Raw genomic sequence first — 18042 nt, forward strand, 5'->3', positions numbered from 1 at the left:
CGGCGTCCGCCACCGGGGACCAGGGTGCCGCGTCCGCCACCGGGTACCGGGGTGCCGCGTCCGCCACCGGGTACCAGGGTGCCGCGTCCGCCACCGGGTACCAGGGTGCCGCGTCCGCCACCGGGGACCAGGGTGCCGCGTCCGCCACCGGGGACCAGGGTGCCGCGTCCGCCACCGGGTACCGGGGTGCCGCGTCCGCCACCGGGTACCAGGGTGCCGCGTCCGCCACCGGCAAACACAGCGTTGCCTGTGCCCTGGGCGAGCATGGATCTGCGTCTGCCGATGAGACCGGCGCCATCGTCATCATCAATCGCGATCCGCTCAGCGGCGCGATCCGGAAGATCTTCGCGTCAAAGGTCGGCGAGAACGGCATCAAGGCCGGTGTCTTCTACCGCCTGTCGGATGACGGCGAACCGGTGGAGGCGAACTGATGCCCCGCTCCATCTCCGACAACGACACCCGCCTTCAGGCTATCGCTGACTGCCTGAAGCTGCCGGTAGCCGTGTTCTTCGACGAGCCAGCCTCTGACGCTGGCTCTGACGACGCCTCTCTCGACGATCTTCGCCGAGCCTTCTTGTCTGCGGCAGAGGCCTTCAATCAGGGCATCCAGCGCAAGGCTCAGTCTGTCTCTCTGGCGGGGACGATCTGATGGCTCGCCGCGAGTTCAAGCCGGCCGTGAAGCGCGAGGCAATCAAGCGCGCGAATTTTGTCTGCGAAGGCATTCTGCCGAATGGTCTTCGCTGCACGGTCGAGGTCGGCCAAGGCAAGCCTGTCGAGTACGACCATGTAATCCCCGATTGGATGGGTGGCGATCCTACGCTGGAGAACTGCGCGGCGCTCTGCAAGCTCTGCCACAAGTTTAAGACAGCTCTTGATGCGGCGGACCGTTCGGAAGCTCGCGGTCGGTTCGACAGCCACAACAACATTCACGCGCCACGGCGTCGGATGGTTGGGCGCGGCTTGCCGAAGGGTCAGCCGAGGAAGCCAGCTACGACGCCTCTCAACAAGACCTGCAACCCTCCCTTCAACCGATAACCGGAGGACGTCGTGTCGTCTCTCATTCGTACCATTGCCCGTGCGCTTGCTCGCCTGAACGTTGAGCCCGTCGAAGGCAAGGCCGTCACCAAGAAGCCCGCCCCGAAGCGCCAGCGCCGCAAGGGCGGTCGGTTGACCGAAACTTATCGCGCCTTGGGGCGCCGGACCACCGTGCAGGCGGCAAAGCTGCAGCGCAAAGCAAATCGCGATTACGCCAAGACATATCCCGAAGCGGTCTCGCTGCCCCGCGACGACGGCAAGCGCCGCGACCGCGAGTGCGCCCGTCGTCTCCGCCAGATGGCGAAGCAGGCCGCCTAGTCATGGCCGAAGTCGTCGCCCCGGATCTCTACGAGCCCGAAGACGAGCCGGGCTTCGACTTAGACGATGCCGCGATCATCGCCTGCATCGCCCTCATCATCGCCGGCTCTCTTCGTGTGGTCGGCATTGCCATTCGTATCGCAGTTGGAGGCTGACATGATCGACATCACCGATCTCTACCGCGAGAGGGATAGCCTTCACGCTCACACCGGCAACGTGGCTCGGATGGCCGACGCCTATCGACACAACGTCGGTGGCTACACGCCAGCGGTGCGCCGGATGACCCTGGCGGCCACGCGCAACGCCGTCGAGGCCTACCTCAAGACGCTGGATGCCCTTGAGGATGAGGTTCTGCCCGTCCGCTCGCTTCCCGCCGTCGTCAGCGTCGGGAGCCTGTGATGCCTGACATCACGATGTGCGGGACCGAGGACTGCCCGCTGAAGTCCCGCTGCTACCGGAGCCCGGCCAGCGGCACGCAGCCGAGCGAATGCCGGCAGTCTTGGTCGGCTTTCCGCTGGGCAGACATCCCTCTTTCGGAAGCCACGGCGGGCAAGGGCTTGTTCGAGTGCGAGCACTTCTGGCCCACGACGCCAGCGGCGAGGTCGATGCCATGAGCCCCTGGCGCACTGAGACCGTCTACGGCTCCCGCACGATCCGCATCTTCCACGTCGACTACCTGCCTCGTGCAGTGGCCTGCATTTGCCCGGCAGAGGGCACGGCCGTCGATCTGGTCCCGATCCTCTACGACCGCGCTCCTTCGCCCCTGACGGGCCGGGAACAGCGCTTCGACACGCTTGAGGCAGCTCTTGCGTACCTCGGCATCGAACAGCGTGCGGAGGCGGCGTGATGGGCAACGGCATCATCGCTGTCGTCGGCTACGGCACGTCGATCTCATTCGCGCTGGCATCAGCCTTAGGCTTCTTCGGCAGCCTAGTCGCGAAGCCGGAGAGTAAGCTGAAGCGCCACGCCCTCGGCTGGTGGTTCTGCGGCGCTGTGCTGGCCCTCCTGTTCGCCGCGGTCACTCGTGGCCTGCTCGGGGTCTGCGCTCCATGACCCACGTGTTTTGCGACGCGTGTGAGTGGGTTCACCCCGCGTCCCGCGTTGAGACCAAGCCCTGGCGATACCGCTGCATGAAGCACCCGACCAAGCCGGGCTACGGCTTCGTGCATCCGCGGTACTCGCCGGACCCTCCGTACAACCTTTGCGATCGGATCAATTTCGACGGTCGCTGCCCCGATTTTTCGCCGCTCAAGACAGCTTCTGAGGAGGCGTCATCGTGAATGATCTTGATCGCCTCTTCGACAAGTTCGTGCCCGAGCCGAATTCAGGCTGCTGGTTGTGGACCGGTGCGATCTCGGCGGGAACTTATGGGTCGATGTTCTTCGAAGGCCGGATGCAGAAGGCTCATCAAGTTGCCTATCAGCTTCTCGTCGGCCCTGTGCCGGACGGCAAGGATCTGGATCACCTCTGCCGCACGCGGATCTGCTGCAACCCGGATCACCTAGAACCGGTCACGCGCGCAGAGAACCTGCGTCGCAGTCCGCTGATGGACCGCAATTCGATGCGGACCCACTGCATCCGCGGCCACGAGTTCACGCCCGAAAACACGATGAACCGCCGCAATGGCTGGCGCGCGTGCCGCGAGTGCATGCGCAATCACATCCGCGCCTGGAGGGCTCGCAATGCCTCGGCAGCTTGATCCTCGCATCGCTGAGATCCTTCGCACCTACGGCGAGGATCCGCACGATCAGAAGGGCGTCATTTGGGACTGCCACGGCACCTGGGTCGTCTACCACAGGGCGCTAGAGCGCGTGGCCGCCCGTGCAAACATCAGCTTCGACGCGCCTACCATACTGCGCGCTGAGCGGGATGAGGCTGTCATCCTCTGCACCGCTCGGATGGGCGAGCGCGTGGACTGGGACATTGGCGAGGCGCTGATCGGCGTGAACTACCGCGTCAGCGGGAAGCAGGCCGCCTATGTCTACGCCATGGCTCTCAAGCGAGGCCGTGACCGCCTCATCCTGAAGCTGACCGGCCTTCACGGGCTCACCTACAGCGAGGAAGAGAGCGACGACTTCAGGCAGCCGGCCGCGCCGGCTCAGCGTCAACCCGACCTCCGCAACGTCCACGACCTGCACACCAACGGCAAGCCGATACAGCGCAACCGCTCGCAGGAGATCTCCTCCGAGATGCTGACGGCGCTCTGGAAAGTCGCTGGTGACAAGGCCGTCACTCGCTGGCTCGCCCTGGATGCCGTCAAGCGGGATCTGGATGCCCTGGATGAGACGGATCGCGAGCGCGTTCTGACGCTGGCCGAGGAACGCCGGGACGCTGAGCCCGTGCCGGCTGCGGAGGCTTCGCGATGAGCAAGGCCTTTCTGATCCTTTCCACACCGGCCGTCCGCGCTCGCGCACACCACTGGATCGACGTTGCGCCGGAGAAGACGCGCGTCGAGTTCCGCGAGCCCCAACGCTCGCTGGATCAGAACGCAAAGCTCTGGGCGATGCTCACCGACATCGCTCGGCAGCATGAGCACTTCGGCCAGCGATACGAGCCGGATGCCTGGAAGATCCTGTTCCTGACAGCGCTGGGCAAGGAGCTTCGGCTCGCTCCGGCCCTGGATGGCAAGGGCGTCGTCGCCCTCGGCACGTCGTCGTCCAAGCTCAGCAAATCCGAGATGTCGGACCTGTTGGAGTTCATGACGGCCTGGGGCGCCGAAAACAGCATCGTTTGGAGCGATCCCACGCTGATCCAAGCAGATACTGCGAGGGCCGCCTGATGTTCTGGCTCGGCTTCCTCGCTGGCTTCGTCACCTTTGGCCTGATCGTCTTCGGCCTCCTCATGTGGTTCGCAGTTCAGGACCTTCGAGAGGAAGACAAGGAGAGGGAGGCGTCTCGCAGGCTTGAGGATGGAGGTGATGATGTCTGATTGGATTTCCTACCTCATGGAGTTCGCCCAGCACGCCGCCACGCAATCGAAGGACAGCACGCAGGTCGGCGCCGTCCTCGTCGCCCCGAATGGTCGGACTGTGCTCCTGACGGCCTATAACGGGCCGCCGGCTGGCGTTGACGATCTGCCCGAGCGTCGCGAGCGGCCGGCGAAGTACCTCTTTGCCAGCCATGCGGAAGCCAATCTCGTGGCCTTCGCCGCAAGAGAAGGCATCCGGACCGAGGGCTGCACCGCCTACGTCACGCATCATCCGTGCGCTGCCTGTGCCCGCACGCTGATCCAGGCCGGCATTCGCTCTGTCGTCTACGGCGCCGGCACCACGTCCATGCCGGCAGACGAGTTCTCAGCCGCTGCCACGATGTTCGCTGAGGCTGCCATTGCCACCGAGGCGCTTGAGGAAGCCGTGCGCCGCGAGGCCGCTGCGATGGGAGTGGCGGCATGAACCGGGTGATCCCGACGCGCGAGGAGCGCGATGCGGCTCGCAAGGCCAAGAAGCTGGCGACCTGCAAGCACTGGAATGGCGCCCTCGGCCCACGGCCGTGCGCCGTCGGCGTCGATCTGGTGAAGCGGTGTGGCCCGCGGGTGCAGACCGGCTGGCTCAACGCCATCCCATGTCTGGACGGTGCAGATCCGGCCTTCGTTTGCGAGGCGAAGGTGACGCCTACCCTCGAGGATATCGAGGCGCAGGAGCAGCGGTTCACCGAAGCCGCCGCGCGCACGCTGTCCGTGATGGCCGCCATCCCTTCAGAGGGCCAGAGCGGCAAGGTCACGTGTCCCGGTTGCGGCGGCTTCGTCCACTGGCGGCGATCTTCCTACAACGGCCACCTGTCGGCGACCTGCGTCGTTGGCTGCGTCGCCTTCATCCAGTGAGGCGCCGATGGCCTGCTACGTCGATCCCGCCGTGCACCCCTTCGGGCGCATGATCATGTGCCACCTGTGGGCTGACACGCTCGAAGAACTGCTCGCCATGGTCGATCGCATCGGCGTGCAGCGGAAGTGGATCCAGGGGCATCCCACGCTGTCGTGGGGCAAGCATCGACTGGCCTCATGGGTGCATTTCGACATAGCCACGAGCAAGCGTGCGTTGGCCGTCTCTGCCGGCGCGATCGAGACTGACCGGTTTGGTCCCCTCGAATGGCAGGCCAAGCGGCAGGCCGCATCTGACGATCCGAGGATAGCTGCTGTCGGGGCGAACCGGCTCAAGCAGGTTGCCGAGTGCCGCGCGAGGCGAGAGGCCAGCCATGGGTGAGTGCCTCGCCCTCGGGCTCCTCATCCCCTTCGCTGGCCGCCTCGGCGTCAAGCTCATCAGCCTCTGGCTCGACATCCGTCGCGCTGTTGCTGCCGCTCTCCCCGATAGCTCTGAGCAGGAGGCCTCGCGATGATCCGTCTCTACGACGTGACCTTCCGCATGTGGGGCCAGTCCTACACGCGCCCAGTGTCTGCCCGATCGTCGGCTGCCGCACGCTATCGCGCCTACCTCGATGCCGACCTGAGCATGCCGTTCAGCGAGTACCTGCGGGCTGCGAGCGTGCGGCTGTCGAGCGACGCACCCGCCGACGACGGCTACGGCTACATCCGCCAGGCCTACAAGGTCGATCCCCGCATCGGTCAGCGCGTCACCCTCAGGAACGAGGGCAAGGACTGGGAAGGCCGCGAGGGCGAGATCGTCTACCCGGGCACGTCCCGCCAGTACGTCCACGTGATGTTCGACGACCTTGACAACCCCGTCGTAGTTCATCCGCTCAGCGTGGTGTTCGTGGCGCCCGCGCAAGCAATCGAAGCCCGCAGGGCCGAAACACGAAGTGGTTCGGTTCACGAGAGTGCGGTGACCGAAAGGTCATGCGCCCATGAATAGTCTCCCCTCCCTCGCCCTGGCCGCCTGTCTGCTCGCCTACACCGGAGGATGGTTCGCATGAGCGAAGACGAGCCCGATCCCATGCAGCAGCAGTGGTGCTGCCTGACGTGCAGCCAGACCTTCCGATGGGGGAAGGTCCGCATGCGGGCCCATGGCCTTCACTGCCCGCATTGCGACAGCACGAACCTGCACCCGGCGGACGGCACGACGACCGAACTCGACAGCTACGGAGGCGAGGTTGGCACGCTCAACTGACCGGCTGCCGGAAGACGATCCTGACGTGATCGACATGCACGTCGAGCGGATCTTGGCGATGAGCCCAGAGGAGCTGCGTGCCGACATAATCGCTCGCGGCGAGGATCCTGATCGGCTCGTCGATGTGGCCCGGCAGGCTTTCGAAAGGGCCAAGGCTCAGGTCGCGGCCATGAAGGCCAAGATGCAGTGACCGCCTCGGACGCATCCTGGCTCACCGTCGCCATGTTCGGCGGCACCGCGCTCACTGCGGTGACCTGGCGCCTCAACAAGCCCGTCCGCTCAGCCGGATCAAGGCGGACTTGGCTGCGCTGCCTCATTCGAACTTCCAGCAAGTAGGAGAACGCCGTGACCCCTCAGGAGCAGTTTCAAGCCTTTGCCCCCGACGCGCCTCTGCCTTGGCAAGAGCATCCGCATCGCAAGGGGCTGATCGTGGACGCCAACGGCGAAGACGTCTGCTGGATCGACGGCAGCGATCCGGGCTGGCGCGGCATCGCCGCCATGGTCGTCGTCGCGGTCAACACGTGCGGCGGCTTCAAGGCCGAGCCGATCACCCCTCACGCGACCCGAACAGAGGAAGCCTGACGCTATGTCTGAGACCACGCTGAACCTCACTCAAGCTGCCGTCGACGTGCTGGCGGAGCGCCGCCGGCAGGTCGAGGCAGAGGGCTGGACTCATCAACACGATGATCGGCACGACGAGGGGGAGATCGCTCGCGCAGCCGCGGCTTACGCCTACGGCGCTGGGCGAAATCCAGATGACAGGAAGAACAATTACTGCCCCACATTTTGGCCGTGGAATGCGAACTGGTGGAAGCCGACCGACCGCCGCCGTGACCTCCTGAAGGCTGGCGCGCTGATCCTCGCCGAGATCGAGCGACTGGATCGTGCCGTCCTCACACAGCGGGAGGCCTCCCGATGAGCGCGCCCCTCACATCCCCCCTCGGCGGCGACGATTTGATTGAGATCGTCGCGCGCGCGATCTTCGAAGCCGACGAGGACTTGAACGATGCCCAGGAGGCGCGGCTGCGCGCGGCCGGCCAGACGGCGGCAGCCGATTGCCTCGCTGGCCCGCGGGCGCGCTGGGATGACCCGAAGAACGCTTCGATCCTTGATGCCTTCCGGTTGCGCGCGCGGGCGGCGATCAAGGCTTATCGAGCTACCGAAGGTCGCATCGTGGCCTTGCCAGCGTTGATGCTCATCCGCGATTGCGCCGTGTGCGCGTGTGAGCCGGAGCCGATCCCGAACTGCCCCGCGTGCGGCGGCGTCGGGGGCTTCACCAAGGCCGCCCTCACCACATCGGAGGCATGAGTCATGTCTGACCTCCCATCCCCCCTCGGCGGCGACGATCTCGCGAAGGCCCTGCGCGACGCCTACGGGCAAGGAGCCGCACATTTCGAACGGCTCCGGGAGACGGGCGAAAGCGTCTCGTCGTCGCTGGACAAGCGCGACGCCTGGATCGCCCAGTACATGGCGCGGATGCCGGCGGCTGAGCCGATCGCCACCATCTTGCCCAAGAGCGCCTTCCGCCAGGGGCGGCGTGTCCCGCGCAACGTCTACCGGGACGATCTAGAGCCGCTGTTTATGGCGGCCACCGAGGAGCAGGCCGCCGAGTTGGTAGCGATCCTTAACGCTGGGGCCGCCGTACTCCGCTCCGGCAAGCTCGTCGCCTCTACAGGATCAGAGGCCGACCATCGAGAACTTCGCTCCGTGATGCGCTGGCTCTCAGCCGCCAAGAACGCGGGCGGCATCGAGGATCCGTGGACGCAGGCCCAGGTGCTCGGTCACGCCGTGGACTCCTGCATCGGCTGGATCCGCGAATACCTCGCCGTAGCTTCGCCAACGCCCAAGTCCTCTCCCGACCAGACCCCAGTCGATCCTCAGATGACGGTGGAGGAGGCGCAGGACTGGTTGGACAGCTTTGATACCCAGCCTGGGTTGGTCGCTGCGGACTACCGGCGTCGGTGCAAAAGCACGACCATGGCGCCAGAAGTTAGGGCGACGCTTCTCAAGGCGGCTTCTCGCATCGAACTCGCCCTCCGCACCCTTCAGGCTGGCGGGGAGGTGCGGTGATGTCCTGGCTCTACTATGGAGCGCTCTACCTCGCGAGCATCCGACCCGTCGTCATGACGGCCGCTCGTCGGAGCCGGCTAGAGGCCGACTCCGCGTCCCTTGATCTCGCGATGGACGTCATCCGCGAGCTTCGTGCGGCCGCCCCCTCCGACGCTCCGTCCACCACGGAGGCGGATCGATGAGCAAGATCGTCCTTAAAGACCATCCCGAGTACTGCCCAGGCGCCTACGACCTGCACCTCTACTGCAAGTACGAAAACCCTGAGCACGCATGGAACGAGTTTCCGTGGGAGATTTGCGACTTTGAGACTGGAGCCGCTTCTCGCAATGCGGCCCGCAAGTCTGGCTGGATCCTACATCGCGACGGTACGGCCACCTGTCCGAAGTGCGTCAAAGCCCTCGCCGCGGAGAAGGTGCGTCGGTCATGACCCCCGCCCCCGATACCGGCCCGACGGCCGAGGAGACCAAGCTGAAGGAGCAAATCGCCTACACGATGGCGATGCGAACGGCTCTCAGGCCCTCATTGGTCGAAGGCCTCGCTGAGTGGCAGCGCGTTGGGTACTCCTCGCCCGGGCAGGATGCGCGAGCTAACGCCTGGAAGTGGTACGGCGCTGCTGACGCCCTTCTGGCCGGGCCGCTCGCCCAGCTCCAAGCAGACCTCATAGCTGCACGGAAGGAGCGGGATGAGGCGCGTGAGGAGATCGCCGCCGTTGAGCGAGCCCTAGAGGGCGTTGAGGAGACGCCCCTGGCTCGCCGCGTGGGGCACTGGATCGGCGTCGCTGCCAACGAGTGTACCCGCGCGACCGCCGCCGAAGCCGAGATCGCCCAACTCCGCTCCCGTCTCCTCCAGGCTGAGAAGGGCGCCAAGGCGATGCGGGACGTGCAAGAGGCGGTCGTCGCTCGCTGGCGCGAAGCCGCAATGATGGCTGTCGGCGGCGATCTGCGACGGCTGCAGCGCCTGCTGAATGCCTCACAAGGCCGGATCGTCGGCTCGGGCTACGCCGCTGGCGACGAGCCCCGCTGCACGGCCACCGGCAACCCCTGCGGGACCGACACAGTCCTAGTCGGCCGGCAGTGCCCCGACAACCGCTGGGGCGGGCGGTGCGCTCATCGCATCGCCGAAGCCGCGAAGCTCGCTCTCCTGACGCAGGAGGAGGGGCGATGACGAACCCAGTCTTAGTTTTCATGGCGGTCATCGCTGGCTTTGCGCTGATCTGGATCGCCATCAGCCTGCACGTTCTCGCGGCCTATGCCTACGAGATCGTCTGCATCCTTGGCCCCCACAAGGCCGCCCCTCTCCCCGAGACCCGATCAGAGAACACAGGAGGACGAGACCGTGAAGGCGCGTAGCGTGCGTTCGTCCGAGCCTGCCGAGGTGATGCCGCGCGGGGGCCTGCCGTTCCCGCCGAAAGGGCTCTCCCGGATGGAGGCGGCCCGCTACGTCGGCGTGTCGGCCCCGACCTTCGACGCCATGGTCCGCGACCGCCGCATGCCGTCCCCGAAGGTGGTCGGCTCCCGCGTCCTATGGGACCGCCTGAAGCTGGATGCCTACTTCGACGCGCTACCGGAGCGCGACGCTGAGGTCGACGAGAGCGGCGACTCCTGGGCGGATTTCCGGTGAGCAAGATCCGACTACCCTACATCGATCACTTCATGGACCGGCACGGGACCGTCCGGTACTATTTCCGTCGCGGGCGGGGAAAGCGGGTGCCGTTACCGGGCTCGCCGGGGACCCGAGACTTCATCAGCGCCTATGAGGCCGCGCGAGACGCCCAGCCGGAGGCCGAGCCTGAGAAGCACCGCGGCGAGCCGGGGACGATGGATCGGCTAGTGGCCGACTACTACGAGAGCCCCGAGTTCAAGGCCCTGAAAGCGCCGACCAAGCGCGCCTACCGCCTTGCCATTGACCGACTGATCCGCATCGAAAAGATCGGCCATCGCAAGGTGCGCGACATGAGCCGCGCCAACGTCAAGCTCATCATGGCCAAACGTGCGGACCGGCCGTCCGCAGCCAACGATGCCTTGAAAAAGCTCCGCATCCTGATCCGCTGCGCGATCGATCTCGGATACCGGAAGGACGATCCGACCCTGCATATCAAGAAGTTGCAGGAAGGGGAGCATCACACGTGGTCTGAGGAGGAGATTGAGGCGTTCGAGGCGCACTGGCCCATCGGGTCGCAGCAGCGAACGGCGTTCGCCCTGCTCATCTACACCGGCCAGCGCGTGTCGGATGTGGCGCGCATGTCATGGGCGGACGTGAGCCTCGACGGCCACCGGATCCGCGTCACGCAGGACAAGACCGGCACAAAGCTTGATCTGCGGCTGCATGAGGACCTGCTAGCGATCCTGGCGGCATGGCCCCGGGGCCCGGCATCAATCCTCTACACGGCGCACGGCAACGCATTCTCGACGAAGGGGCTCGGCAACAAGATGGCCGATGCCATCGGTGCCGCCGGGCTACCCGACGAATGCGTGACCCACGGGCTGAGAAAAGCTGCGGCCCGGCGGCTCGCCGAGGCGCTTTGCACCCCTCACGAGATCGCCAGCATCACGGGCCATCGGTCGCTGGCAGAGGTCGAGCGCTACACGCGGGCAGCCTCAAATCGCACTCTGAACGACAGTGCCAATTCCAAGCTGTCGAGCCGACTGCGCCCAACCCCGCCCCCAGATTTGGGAGCGGAGGACGAATAAACGTTATGATTTCAAAGGGGGTAGAGGTAAGATGGAGGCCTCGCCCGGAATCGAACCGGGGTGCAAGGATTTGCAGTCCTCTGCGTAACCACTCCGCCACGAGGCCTTCCCGAACGGCGCTGCCGTCCCGTCCGGAGCTTGGCGGACAGCTCCGGGTGCGCGTCTCTAGCAGAGGTCGGCGGTCGCAGGCAACGGCCCCGAGGCCCGGATCGCGCGGACCCCGTCAGCTCTGCCAGACCCGCGGCATCGGCAGGCCGCGGTAGCCCGCGAGGAAGCGGGCGACGAGCCCGCGCAGGGGCCCGACCGCGTCGCCCAGCGCGCGGACCGCCAGATGGCCGTTCCAGGCGCTCGCCGCCGCCGTCGTCCCGGGCGACGCGGCCTCGGCCAGCCGGGTCCGCGCCTCCTCGAGGCGCGCCTCCGCCCCGGCGGAGAGGTCGAGGATCGTCGCGCAGGCGCGGGCGCCGCCGCCGATGGCCGGGCGAGCGAGGTGGTCGCTGATCGGCCCCTCCAGGAGGAGGTCGTCGGCGTAGGCGAGGCGCCCGCCCCGGCGGATCCGCCAGGAATCCGCGAACAGCCCGTCGCCGATCCGCTCGCCCCGGGCGGCGCGGCCGAACGCCACGACTTCCACGGCGAGCAGCGCGGCCCCCTCGGCGAGATCGGCCACGAAGCGCCGCCGCACCCGGGCCCGATCGAACAGGATCGTCTCCTGCGGCAACCAGGCGAGGCCGGCCCCCTCCCCCAGATGCAGCGTGTTGACGATGCGGCTCACGGGGCCGTCAGAGCGATAGATCTTCTCGGCCGCCGTCGTGGTCAGAACCAGCTCGGCCCCCGGTTCGAGCGTGAGGTCGATGGCGAAGGTGTCGCCGCAGGCGACGCCGCCCGCCGTGTTGACGAGGACTGCCTCCGGCGCGCCGGTCCCCCGGGGGAAGCGCAGCCGCGACGGCCCGGCTTCTGCCAGATCCAGGATGCGCGTCCCGCCGCCCGGACGGGCCAGTCCGACACGCAGCTGGACGCGCCCGTCCGAGCGCTGGCGCGCGGGCGCGGTCATCTCGGGCGCGGATGAGGGCGCGAGAGGGCCGTGCATCAGGCGCGCCCGGCCGGCTCTGCCGGCACGGCCTCGATCGGCAGGGTCGGCCGGTCGAGGATGCGCCGGCCGAACAGGCTGGCCACCAGCTCGACCAGCACCCGGGCACTGCGGCCGCGCTCGTCGAGGAAGGGGTTGAGCTCCACCACGTCGAGGGAGCGGACCAGACCGGAATCGTGGAGCATCTCCATGATCAGATGGGCCTCCCGGAAGGTGGCACCGCCCGGAACGGTGGTGCCCACGGCCGGGGCGATCGACGGATCGAGGAAGTCGATGTCGAGGCTGACATGGAGGTGCGCGCCCCGCGCGGCGACGCGGTCGAGCACCCGCCGCAGGGGCGCCACGACGCCGAACTCGTCGATCGTGCGCATGTCGGTGACGCCGACCCGGCGCGCCGTCACGAGGGCGCGCTCGCCGGCATCGATCGACCGGAGGCCGAACAGGTGGACGTCGGCGGGCGGCAGGGGCGCCGGCGCCGGCTCGGCGAACAGCGGTGGGAAGCCCGGCTCGCCGCACAGGGCGGCGAGCGGCATGCCGTGGACGTTGCCGGAGGGCGAGGTCGCCGGCGTGTTGAAGTCGGCGTGGGCGTCGAGCCAGAGGACGAAGACGGGCTGGCCGCGCCGCGCGCAGTGCCGCATCACCCCGTCGACGGAGCCCAGGGACAGGCTGTGATCGCCGCCGGCGGTCAGCGGCAGCGCCCCCGCGTCGAGGGCATCCTCCACGGCGCGGGACAGGGCCCGCGTCCAGGCGGCGACACCGTCCAGCCCGCGCGTTCCGGCGGGCCCGTCCGGAGCGACATCGCCGCGATCCGCGATCGCGTGGCCGAGTTCGGCGAGCGCCCGCACCAGCCCGGCCGTGCGCAGGGCCGCCGGGCCCATGAGGGCGCCGGCCTCGCTGGTCCCGACCTCGATCGGGGCCCCGATCAGCGCGATGCTGCGCGCCCGGTCCGGCTGGTCTTCGCCGCTCATCCCACCTCCATCGCCGTCACGAAGCGACCGTTCTCCGCGGCCGCTCTACCACCCGGACTCATAAACGGCCGATGACGCCGACCGCGAGACGGGATCGGTCAGCAAGATCCGTGACGGTGTGTCCGGGGCGGCCGCGGGACGACGGGCTGGCCAAAACGGGCTGGCCGAAACTTGGCCGGATGCCGCGCATCCCTCAACGCCGCGCGGGCGTCCGTGACGACCCGCGCAGCGAAATCTTGCCGGAACGGGCGCTCGACCATTCACAACTTGGAATCATGGTGCTCAGACTGTTCTTTAAGTTGTATGTTCCGCGTGTGCTCAAGTTTTGAGCGGTGTATCGGTGTTTACGAGATTTTTATAAGGATTGGGCGATTGGTTCACGTCAAACCAATCTTCCAAAGAATACAGGGGCATCATGATCTCGCTATCGCGGCTGAGCACGCGCCTTCCCGCGACGACCGTCGGCCTGGCGCTCCTGAGCGCCACCGCCATGGGCGGATTCAGCTGGTACTCGGCGCGGGCGGGTCTGATGACCGCGGCCCACGAGCGCCTCGAACTCGCCGCGGCGGCGCGCCGGGACGCGATCGAGCTGGTGGCGGATCGGGCGCAGGCCGACTTCCTGGCGGTGGCGGCCCACCCGCAGATCGTCTCGAACTTCCCCGACCTGCTCGAGAACCTCGACCCGGCGAAGCCCGACACCGAGAGCGTCATCGCGGCGTTCCGCGCGCCGCAGACCGCCGAGGCGCGGGTCGCCCTCGACGGCAGCGGCATGTCGTCGATGTATGCCCGCCGGCACGTCAAGGTTCAGGAGGTGGCGCGCAAGCTCGTCGCCCAGCCGGGCTACGCCGACCTAATGTTCATCGATGACAACGGCCGGATCGACTACACCACGACGAAGGGCGCCGATTTCGGCAAAGCGGTCACGGAGGACGGCTTGGCGGGGACGGCGCTCGCGCGCCTCGTCGAGCGCCTGAAATCCGCCGACCCGGGCGCGGTCCTGTACGAGGATTTCGCCGCCTACCCGGTGGACGGGGTCCCGGCCGCCTTCCTCGGCCGCGCCATGACCAAGCGGGCCAACGTCGCCATGGGCACCGCGCAGGCGGCCGAGCGGATCGGCTTCATCGTCATGCGGGTCACGCCGGCCCTGTTCGACCAGACGCTGTCGAAGCGGACCGGTCTCGGCGACACGGGCCAGATCCTGGCGGTCGGCGCGGACGGCCTCTTGCGCAGCAACCCGCCGCTGAACCCCGGCGTCCGTGCCGGCGCGGGCCTCGCCGGGATCGGCCTCGCCGCCGACCGGGTCAAGGCCGGCGGTCCCGTCGACTTCGCGGCGGAGAACGGCACCCACATGGCGGCCGCCTCGCCGGTGACCGTCCTGGGCGCGCCCTGGACGGTGGTGGCGGAGCAGACCCAGGCGGAGGCGATCGACGCGGTCCAGGCCCTGTCGCGCACGCTGATCCTGACCGGCCTGTTCGTGCTCGCCGGAACGGCCCTGCTCGGCCTGCTGCTCGCCCGCTCGATCGTGGCGCCGCTCGGTGCCCTCACCCGCGCCCTCAAGGCCCTCGCCGATCGCCAGGCGCTGACCGACGTGCCGGGCAGCGCGCGGCGCGACGAGATCGGCGACATCGCCCGCGCCGTGGTCACGATCCGCGACATGTCGCTGGAGGAGGCCGCCCAGCAGCTCCAGACCACCGAGGCCGCGCGCCTGCGCGAGGAGCAGAGCCGGCGCGCCATGCTCAAGCAGCTGGCCGACGGCTTCGAGCACTCGGTCGGCGGCATCGTCGAGGGCCTGACCGGCGCCGTCACGGAGCTTCAGGGCGCCTCGGACACGATGCGCGCCGCGGTCTCCAGCACCTCCGAGCGCTCGACCAGCGTCGCCGGGGCCGCGCAGCAGACCTCCGACAACGTCAACACCGTGGCGGCCGCGGCCGAGGAACTCGGCGCGACCGTCCAGGAGATCGGCCGGCAGGTCGAGCAGGCCGCCGGCATGTCCGCCACCGCCGTCGGCGAGGCCCGCCGGGCCGAGCAGACCATGACCGACCTCGCCGCCGCCGCGACGCGCATCGGCGACGTGGTCGGCATGGTCTCGACCATCGCCGGGCAGACGAACCTGCTGGCGCTCAACGCCACGATCGAGGCCGCCCGCGCCGGCGAGGCGGGCCGCGGCTTCGCGGTGGTCGCCGCCGAGGTCAAGGAGCTCGCCGCCCAGACCACCCGCGCCACCGAGGAGATCAGCCGTCAGGTCGCCTCGATCCAGACGGTCACGGGCGACGCGGCCGGGGCGATCCAGGGCATTACCGCCCAGATCGAGGCGATGAACCAAGTGTCGACCAGCATCGCCGCCGCGGTGGACCAGCAGGGCGTCACCACGCAGGACATCGTGCGCAGCATGGGGCAGGCGTCGGCCGGCACCGGCACGATGACCCTGGAGATCGCCGAGGTCGCGCGGGTCGCCGGCGATGCCGGCGAGGCCGCGGACTCGGTCGCGCAGGCGTCCGACTCGCTGGCGACGCGCTCGGAGCAGCTCCGCGCCGAGGTGGCGCAGTTCCTCCGCAACGTGCGGGCGGCGTAGAAGCGAACGGGACCCGAGGCGGCCTCAGGCCGCCTCGGCCGGGAGCGGCGCGGGCTTCTGCGCCGCGCGCCCCGCGAAGGCCTGGGCGGCCAGGGGCAGCTCGATCGCCGCGCAGAGGCCGCCCTCGGGGCGGTTCTCCAGCCGCAGGCGCCCGTTATGGGCCTCGACGATGGCCTGCACGATCGAGAGGCCGAGTCCGAAGCCGCTGGCCTCGTTGAGATTGCGCGCCCGGTCGCCGCGCACGAAGGGCTGGAGCATCGCCTCACGCTCCGCCTCCGGGATCCCCGGGCCGTTGTCCAGGATGCAGACCCGGACGCCGCGCTCGGAGGCCTCCATCTGCACGTCGGCCCGGCCGCCGTACTTCACGGCGTTGTCCACGAGGTTCGTCACCGCCCGCTGGAGTTCCTCGGGCCGGCCCTGGACCAGGACGTGCCGGCTGCGGCTGACGCTGACCGGGGCGCCGAAATCCGAGAAGTCGTCGCAGACCGTCTGCACCACCGAGGCGAGATCCACGAGGCTGTGGCTGTTCGCGTCGCGGATCTGGCCGTCGCGCACGAAGGAGAGCGCCGCCTCGACGAGGCCGTTCATCTGGTCGAGGTCGCGCAGGGTCGAGGCCCGGGCGTTCTCGTCCTCGATGAACTCGGCGCGCAGGCGCAGCCGGGTGATCGGCGTGCGCAGGTCGTGGCTGATCGCCGCCAGCATCTGCGTCCGGTCGTCGATCAGGCGACGGACGCGCGACCGCATCCGGTCCAGCGCCCGGGACACGGCGAGCACCTCGCGCGGCCCCGCCTCCGGCAGCGCCACGTGGTCGTCGCGGGCGCCGAAGGCTTCCGCCGCGCCCGCGAGCCGCTTCAGCGGCGCCGTGAGGGCGCGCGTGGCCCAGACGCAGAGCAGCGCCAGCGTCAGCGCCAGGAACACCACGGTGAAGATCAGCGCTCCCTGGCGGGGGCCCCGCAGAGGATCGTTCGGCAGCGTCGCCTGGACCCGCACACCCGCCGGCGTGACGATGCCGATATGGAGGCGGCCGTCCGACTTGTCGCGCGCCGGGTCGGCCGCGGCGAGATCGGTGATCGTCACCGGCCGGCCGGCGCCGTAGCGCAGCTTGCGGATCACCGGCAGGTCGGGGGCCGGCTTCGCCCCCGGCGGCACCGTCCCGTCCCAGGGCTCGACTTGGATCAGCGGCAGGCTGCGGCCGCTCGCCAGCAGCGCCGGTCGCGCCGCCGGGTCGGCGGCGTCCATGAGCCTCACGAGGACTCCGAGGCGGCTCGCGGCCACGCCCGGCAGCGTGTCGGGATTCTGCGACTCGTGCAGCATCAGGAACGCCGCGGTGGCGACCACGTGCGCCACCGCGATGCCGGCGACCACGAGCAGCGCGATCTGGCCCGCGATGGTCTTCGGACGCAGCCGCGCGCGGAGCCGCTCCAGCCCGCTCATGACCGCGTGACCTCCGGCGTGAACAGGTAGCCCCCGGAGCGGATCGTGCGGATGAACTCGGGGTTGCGGGTGTCGCGCTCGATCTTCTGGCGGATCCGGGAGATCAGCACGTCGATGCTCCGCTCGAATGGGCCCGCGGCCCGGCCCTGGGTGAGGTCGAGGAGCTGGTCCCGCGACAGCACCCGCCCCGGCCGGAGGCACAGGGCGTGGAGGAGGTCGAACTCCGCGCCGGTGATCGAGATCCGCGCACCCTCTGGCGACAGGACCTGCCGCAGGGAGACGTCGAGGGTCCAGCCCGAGAAGTGCAGCCGCCGCCGCTCGTCGGCGTCCGGCGCCTCGGCGGCGACCCGGCGCAGGATGGCGCGGATGCGGGCGAGCAGCTCCCGCGGGTTGAACGGCTTGGCGAGGTAGTCGTCGGCGCCGAGTTCGAGGCCGAGGATCCGGTCCACGTCCTCGGATTTCGCGGTCAGGATCAGGATCGGGATCTGCGAGGTACCGCGCAGGCGCCTGCACAGGCTCAGGCCGTCCTCGCCGGGAAGCATCAGGTCGAGCACGATGAGGTCGATCCGCGCTTCCGCCAGGACCCGGTCCATGTCGGCGCCGTCGCCGGCCAGCGTGACGCGGCAATCGTTGCCGCGCAGGTAGCGCGCGATCAGCGCCGAGATCTCCCGATCGTCCTCGACGACGAGGATGTGGGGTGTTGCGGGTGCGCTCATCGCGAAGGAATCGATCTGCGGTTCGGCCTGCATCATCAAGCTATTATGACCCCGTCCGCCGATTATTCGAAGATGGGGCACGGAACCATTTTGTAA

Annotated in this window: 32 protein-coding genes, 1 tRNA gene and 1 pseudogene; 29 read left to right on the top strand and 5 right to left on the bottom strand. The window is 68.5% G+C overall.

The window, feature by feature from the left end:
• The 28 genes and pseudogenes from ACQKQD_RS18910 to ACQKQD_RS19045 all read left to right on the top strand — a co-directional run.
• Window positions 1-431, top strand: a pseudogene (locus tag ACQKQD_RS18910) (DUF7666 domain-containing protein); the annotation flags it as partial.
• Window positions 431-649 (top strand): hypothetical protein, encoded by a 219-nt coding sequence (locus ACQKQD_RS18915; protein WP_427509230.1) that lies wholly within the window; start codon window positions 431-433, stop codon window positions 647-649. The pseudogene ACQKQD_RS18910 and the gene ACQKQD_RS18915, both read left to right, overlap by 1 nt.
• Window positions 649-1035, top strand: coding sequence for an HNH endonuclease (locus ACQKQD_RS18920; protein WP_427509231.1), 387 nt, complete (start codon window positions 649-651; stop codon window positions 1033-1035). Before ACQKQD_RS18915 ends, ACQKQD_RS18920 begins: the two co-directional genes overlap by 1 nt.
• Before the next feature lie 12 nt (window positions 1036-1047).
• Window positions 1048-1353 carry a hypothetical protein gene (locus ACQKQD_RS18925; protein WP_427509232.1) on the top strand — a complete coding sequence of 102 codons (306 nt, stop codon included), beginning with the start codon at window positions 1048-1050 and terminating at the stop codon, window positions 1351-1353.
• 2 nt (window positions 1354-1355) lie between these two features.
• Window positions 1356-1508 carry a hypothetical protein gene (locus ACQKQD_RS18930; RefSeq protein ID WP_427509233.1) on the top strand — a complete coding sequence of 51 codons (153 nt, stop codon included), beginning with the start codon at window positions 1356-1358 and terminating at the stop codon, window positions 1506-1508.
• 1 nt (window position 1509) lies between these two features.
• Complete coding sequence (locus tag ACQKQD_RS18935) at window positions 1510-1752, top strand: hypothetical protein (protein WP_427509234.1); 243 nt, start codon at window positions 1510-1512, stop codon at window positions 1750-1752.
• Between the two features lie 166 nt (window positions 1753-1918).
• The gene (locus ACQKQD_RS18940) at window positions 1919-2200 is read left to right on the top strand and encodes a hypothetical protein (RefSeq protein ID WP_427509235.1); all 282 of its coding nucleotides are present in this window, start codon (window positions 1919-1921) and stop codon (window positions 2198-2200) included.
• Window positions 2200-2406, top strand: coding sequence for a hypothetical protein (locus tag ACQKQD_RS18945; RefSeq protein WP_427509236.1), 207 nt, complete (start codon window positions 2200-2202; stop codon window positions 2404-2406). The genes ACQKQD_RS18940 and ACQKQD_RS18945 overlap by 1 nt, the downstream gene beginning before the upstream one ends.
• A 77-nt stretch (window positions 2407-2483) precedes the next feature.
• Window positions 2484-2633, top strand: coding sequence for a hypothetical protein (locus tag ACQKQD_RS18950; RefSeq protein WP_427509237.1), 150 nt, complete (start codon window positions 2484-2486; stop codon window positions 2631-2633).
• Window positions 2630-3052: an HNH endonuclease signature motif containing protein gene (locus ACQKQD_RS18955; RefSeq protein ID WP_427509238.1), complete on the top strand. Its 423-nt coding sequence runs from the start codon at window positions 2630-2632 to the stop codon at window positions 3050-3052. Before ACQKQD_RS18950 ends, ACQKQD_RS18955 begins: the two co-directional genes overlap by 4 nt.
• The gene (locus ACQKQD_RS18960; RefSeq protein ID WP_427509239.1) at window positions 3036-3719 is read left to right on the top strand and encodes a trna delta -isopentenylpyrophosphate transferase; all 684 of its coding nucleotides are present in this window, start codon (window positions 3036-3038) and stop codon (window positions 3717-3719) included. Before ACQKQD_RS18955 ends, ACQKQD_RS18960 begins: the two co-directional genes overlap by 17 nt.
• On the top strand, window positions 3716-4132 hold the full coding sequence (locus ACQKQD_RS18965) for a recombination protein NinB (RefSeq protein WP_427509240.1): 417 nt from the start codon (window positions 3716-3718) through the stop codon (window positions 4130-4132). The genes ACQKQD_RS18960 and ACQKQD_RS18965 overlap by 4 nt, the downstream gene beginning before the upstream one ends.
• Window positions 4132-4281, top strand: coding sequence for a hypothetical protein (locus ACQKQD_RS18970; protein ID WP_427509241.1), 150 nt, complete (start codon window positions 4132-4134; stop codon window positions 4279-4281). Before ACQKQD_RS18965 ends, ACQKQD_RS18970 begins: the two co-directional genes overlap by 1 nt.
• Window positions 4271-4744: a dCMP deaminase family protein gene (locus ACQKQD_RS18975; protein WP_427509242.1), complete on the top strand. Its 474-nt coding sequence runs from the start codon at window positions 4271-4273 to the stop codon at window positions 4742-4744. The genes ACQKQD_RS18970 and ACQKQD_RS18975 overlap by 11 nt, the downstream gene beginning before the upstream one ends.
• A complete protein-coding gene (locus tag ACQKQD_RS18980; RefSeq protein WP_427509243.1) occupies window positions 4741-5172 on the top strand; it encodes a hypothetical protein in 432 nt (143 codons plus the stop codon). The genes ACQKQD_RS18975 and ACQKQD_RS18980 overlap by 4 nt, the downstream gene beginning before the upstream one ends.
• 7 nt (window positions 5173-5179) lie before the next feature.
• Entirely contained in the window at window positions 5180-5551 is a 372-nt protein-coding gene (locus ACQKQD_RS18985; RefSeq protein ID WP_427509244.1) for a DUF4031 domain-containing protein, read from the top strand.
• A gap of 129 nt (window positions 5552-5680) precedes the next feature.
• The gene (locus tag ACQKQD_RS18990) at window positions 5681-6157 is read left to right on the top strand and encodes a hypothetical protein (protein WP_427509245.1); all 477 of its coding nucleotides are present in this window, start codon (window positions 5681-5683) and stop codon (window positions 6155-6157) included.
• A gap of 57 nt (window positions 6158-6214) precedes the next feature.
• Window positions 6215-6412, top strand: coding sequence for a hypothetical protein (locus ACQKQD_RS18995; protein ID WP_427509246.1), 198 nt, complete (start codon window positions 6215-6217; stop codon window positions 6410-6412).
• Window positions 6396-6602: a hypothetical protein gene (locus tag ACQKQD_RS19000; protein WP_427509247.1), complete on the top strand. Its 207-nt coding sequence runs from the start codon at window positions 6396-6398 to the stop codon at window positions 6600-6602. The genes ACQKQD_RS18995 and ACQKQD_RS19000 overlap by 17 nt, the downstream gene beginning before the upstream one ends.
• Window positions 6603-6757: 155 nt before the next feature.
• Window positions 6758-6994 carry a hypothetical protein gene (locus tag ACQKQD_RS19005; RefSeq protein ID WP_427509248.1) on the top strand — a complete coding sequence of 79 codons (237 nt, stop codon included), beginning with the start codon at window positions 6758-6760 and terminating at the stop codon, window positions 6992-6994.
• Between the two features lie 4 nt (window positions 6995-6998).
• On the top strand, window positions 6999-7331 hold the full coding sequence (locus ACQKQD_RS19010) for a hypothetical protein (RefSeq protein WP_427509249.1): 333 nt from the start codon (window positions 6999-7001) through the stop codon (window positions 7329-7331).
• A complete protein-coding gene (locus ACQKQD_RS19015; RefSeq protein ID WP_427509250.1) occupies window positions 7328-7720 on the top strand; it encodes a hypothetical protein in 393 nt (130 codons plus the stop codon). Before ACQKQD_RS19010 ends, ACQKQD_RS19015 begins: the two co-directional genes overlap by 4 nt.
• 3 nt (window positions 7721-7723) lie before the next feature.
• Complete coding sequence (locus ACQKQD_RS19020; protein WP_427509251.1) at window positions 7724-8482, top strand: hypothetical protein; 759 nt, start codon at window positions 7724-7726, stop codon at window positions 8480-8482.
• Window positions 8483-8660: 178 nt separating this feature from the next.
• Entirely contained in the window at window positions 8661-8909 is a 249-nt protein-coding gene (locus tag ACQKQD_RS19025) for a hypothetical protein (protein WP_427509252.1), read from the top strand.
• Entirely contained in the window at window positions 8906-9646 is a 741-nt protein-coding gene (locus tag ACQKQD_RS19030; protein WP_427509253.1) for a hypothetical protein, read from the top strand. The genes ACQKQD_RS19025 and ACQKQD_RS19030 overlap by 4 nt, the downstream gene beginning before the upstream one ends.
• Window positions 9643-9831: a hypothetical protein gene (locus tag ACQKQD_RS19035; protein ID WP_427509254.1), complete on the top strand. Its 189-nt coding sequence runs from the start codon at window positions 9643-9645 to the stop codon at window positions 9829-9831. The genes ACQKQD_RS19030 and ACQKQD_RS19035 overlap by 4 nt, the downstream gene beginning before the upstream one ends.
• The gene (locus ACQKQD_RS19040) at window positions 9818-10102 is read left to right on the top strand and encodes a helix-turn-helix transcriptional regulator (RefSeq protein WP_427509255.1); all 285 of its coding nucleotides are present in this window, start codon (window positions 9818-9820) and stop codon (window positions 10100-10102) included. Before ACQKQD_RS19035 ends, ACQKQD_RS19040 begins: the two co-directional genes overlap by 14 nt.
• Complete coding sequence (locus ACQKQD_RS19045; protein WP_427509256.1) at window positions 10099-11172, top strand: tyrosine-type recombinase/integrase; 1074 nt, start codon at window positions 10099-10101, stop codon at window positions 11170-11172. The genes ACQKQD_RS19040 and ACQKQD_RS19045 overlap by 4 nt, the downstream gene beginning before the upstream one ends.
• A 32-nt stretch (window positions 11173-11204) precedes the next feature.
• Here the strand turns inward: ACQKQD_RS19045 and ACQKQD_RS19050 are convergent.
• From ACQKQD_RS19050 to rocF, 3 genes are all read right to left on the bottom strand, one after another.
• Window positions 11205-11278 (bottom strand) — tRNA-Cys (locus ACQKQD_RS19050).
• Between the two features lie 117 nt (window positions 11279-11395).
• Complete coding sequence (locus tag ACQKQD_RS19055) at window positions 11396-12256, bottom strand: urease accessory protein UreD (RefSeq protein ID WP_427509257.1); 861 nt, start codon at window positions 12254-12256, stop codon at window positions 11396-11398.
• A complete protein-coding gene (gene rocF / locus ACQKQD_RS19060) occupies window positions 12256-13224 on the bottom strand; it encodes an arginase (protein ID WP_056527896.1) in 969 nt (322 codons plus the stop codon). The genes ACQKQD_RS19055 and rocF overlap by 1 nt, the downstream gene beginning before the upstream one ends.
• A 415-nt stretch (window positions 13225-13639) precedes the next feature.
• Between rocF and ACQKQD_RS19065 the strand changes: the two genes are divergently transcribed.
• Window positions 13640-15796 (top strand): methyl-accepting chemotaxis protein, encoded by a 2157-nt coding sequence (locus ACQKQD_RS19065; protein WP_020092153.1) that lies wholly within the window; start codon window positions 13640-13642, stop codon window positions 15794-15796.
• Window positions 15797-15820: 24 nt separating this feature from the next.
• Here ACQKQD_RS19065 and ACQKQD_RS19070 read toward each other — a convergent pair whose 3' ends face one another.
• On the bottom strand, window positions 15821-17230 hold the full coding sequence (locus ACQKQD_RS19070; RefSeq protein ID WP_020092152.1) for an ATP-binding protein: 1410 nt from the start codon (window positions 17228-17230) through the stop codon (window positions 15821-15823).
• Complete coding sequence (locus ACQKQD_RS19075) at window positions 17227-17982, bottom strand: response regulator (RefSeq protein ID WP_427509258.1); 756 nt, start codon at window positions 17980-17982, stop codon at window positions 17227-17229. Before ACQKQD_RS19075 ends, ACQKQD_RS19070 begins: the two co-directional genes overlap by 4 nt.
• Between the last annotated feature and the right edge of the window lie 60 nt (window positions 17983-18042).

This window comes from Methylobacterium sp. NPDC080182 (genome assembly GCF_050281105.1).
GTDB lineage: Bacteria > Pseudomonadota > Alphaproteobacteria > Rhizobiales > Beijerinckiaceae > Methylobacterium.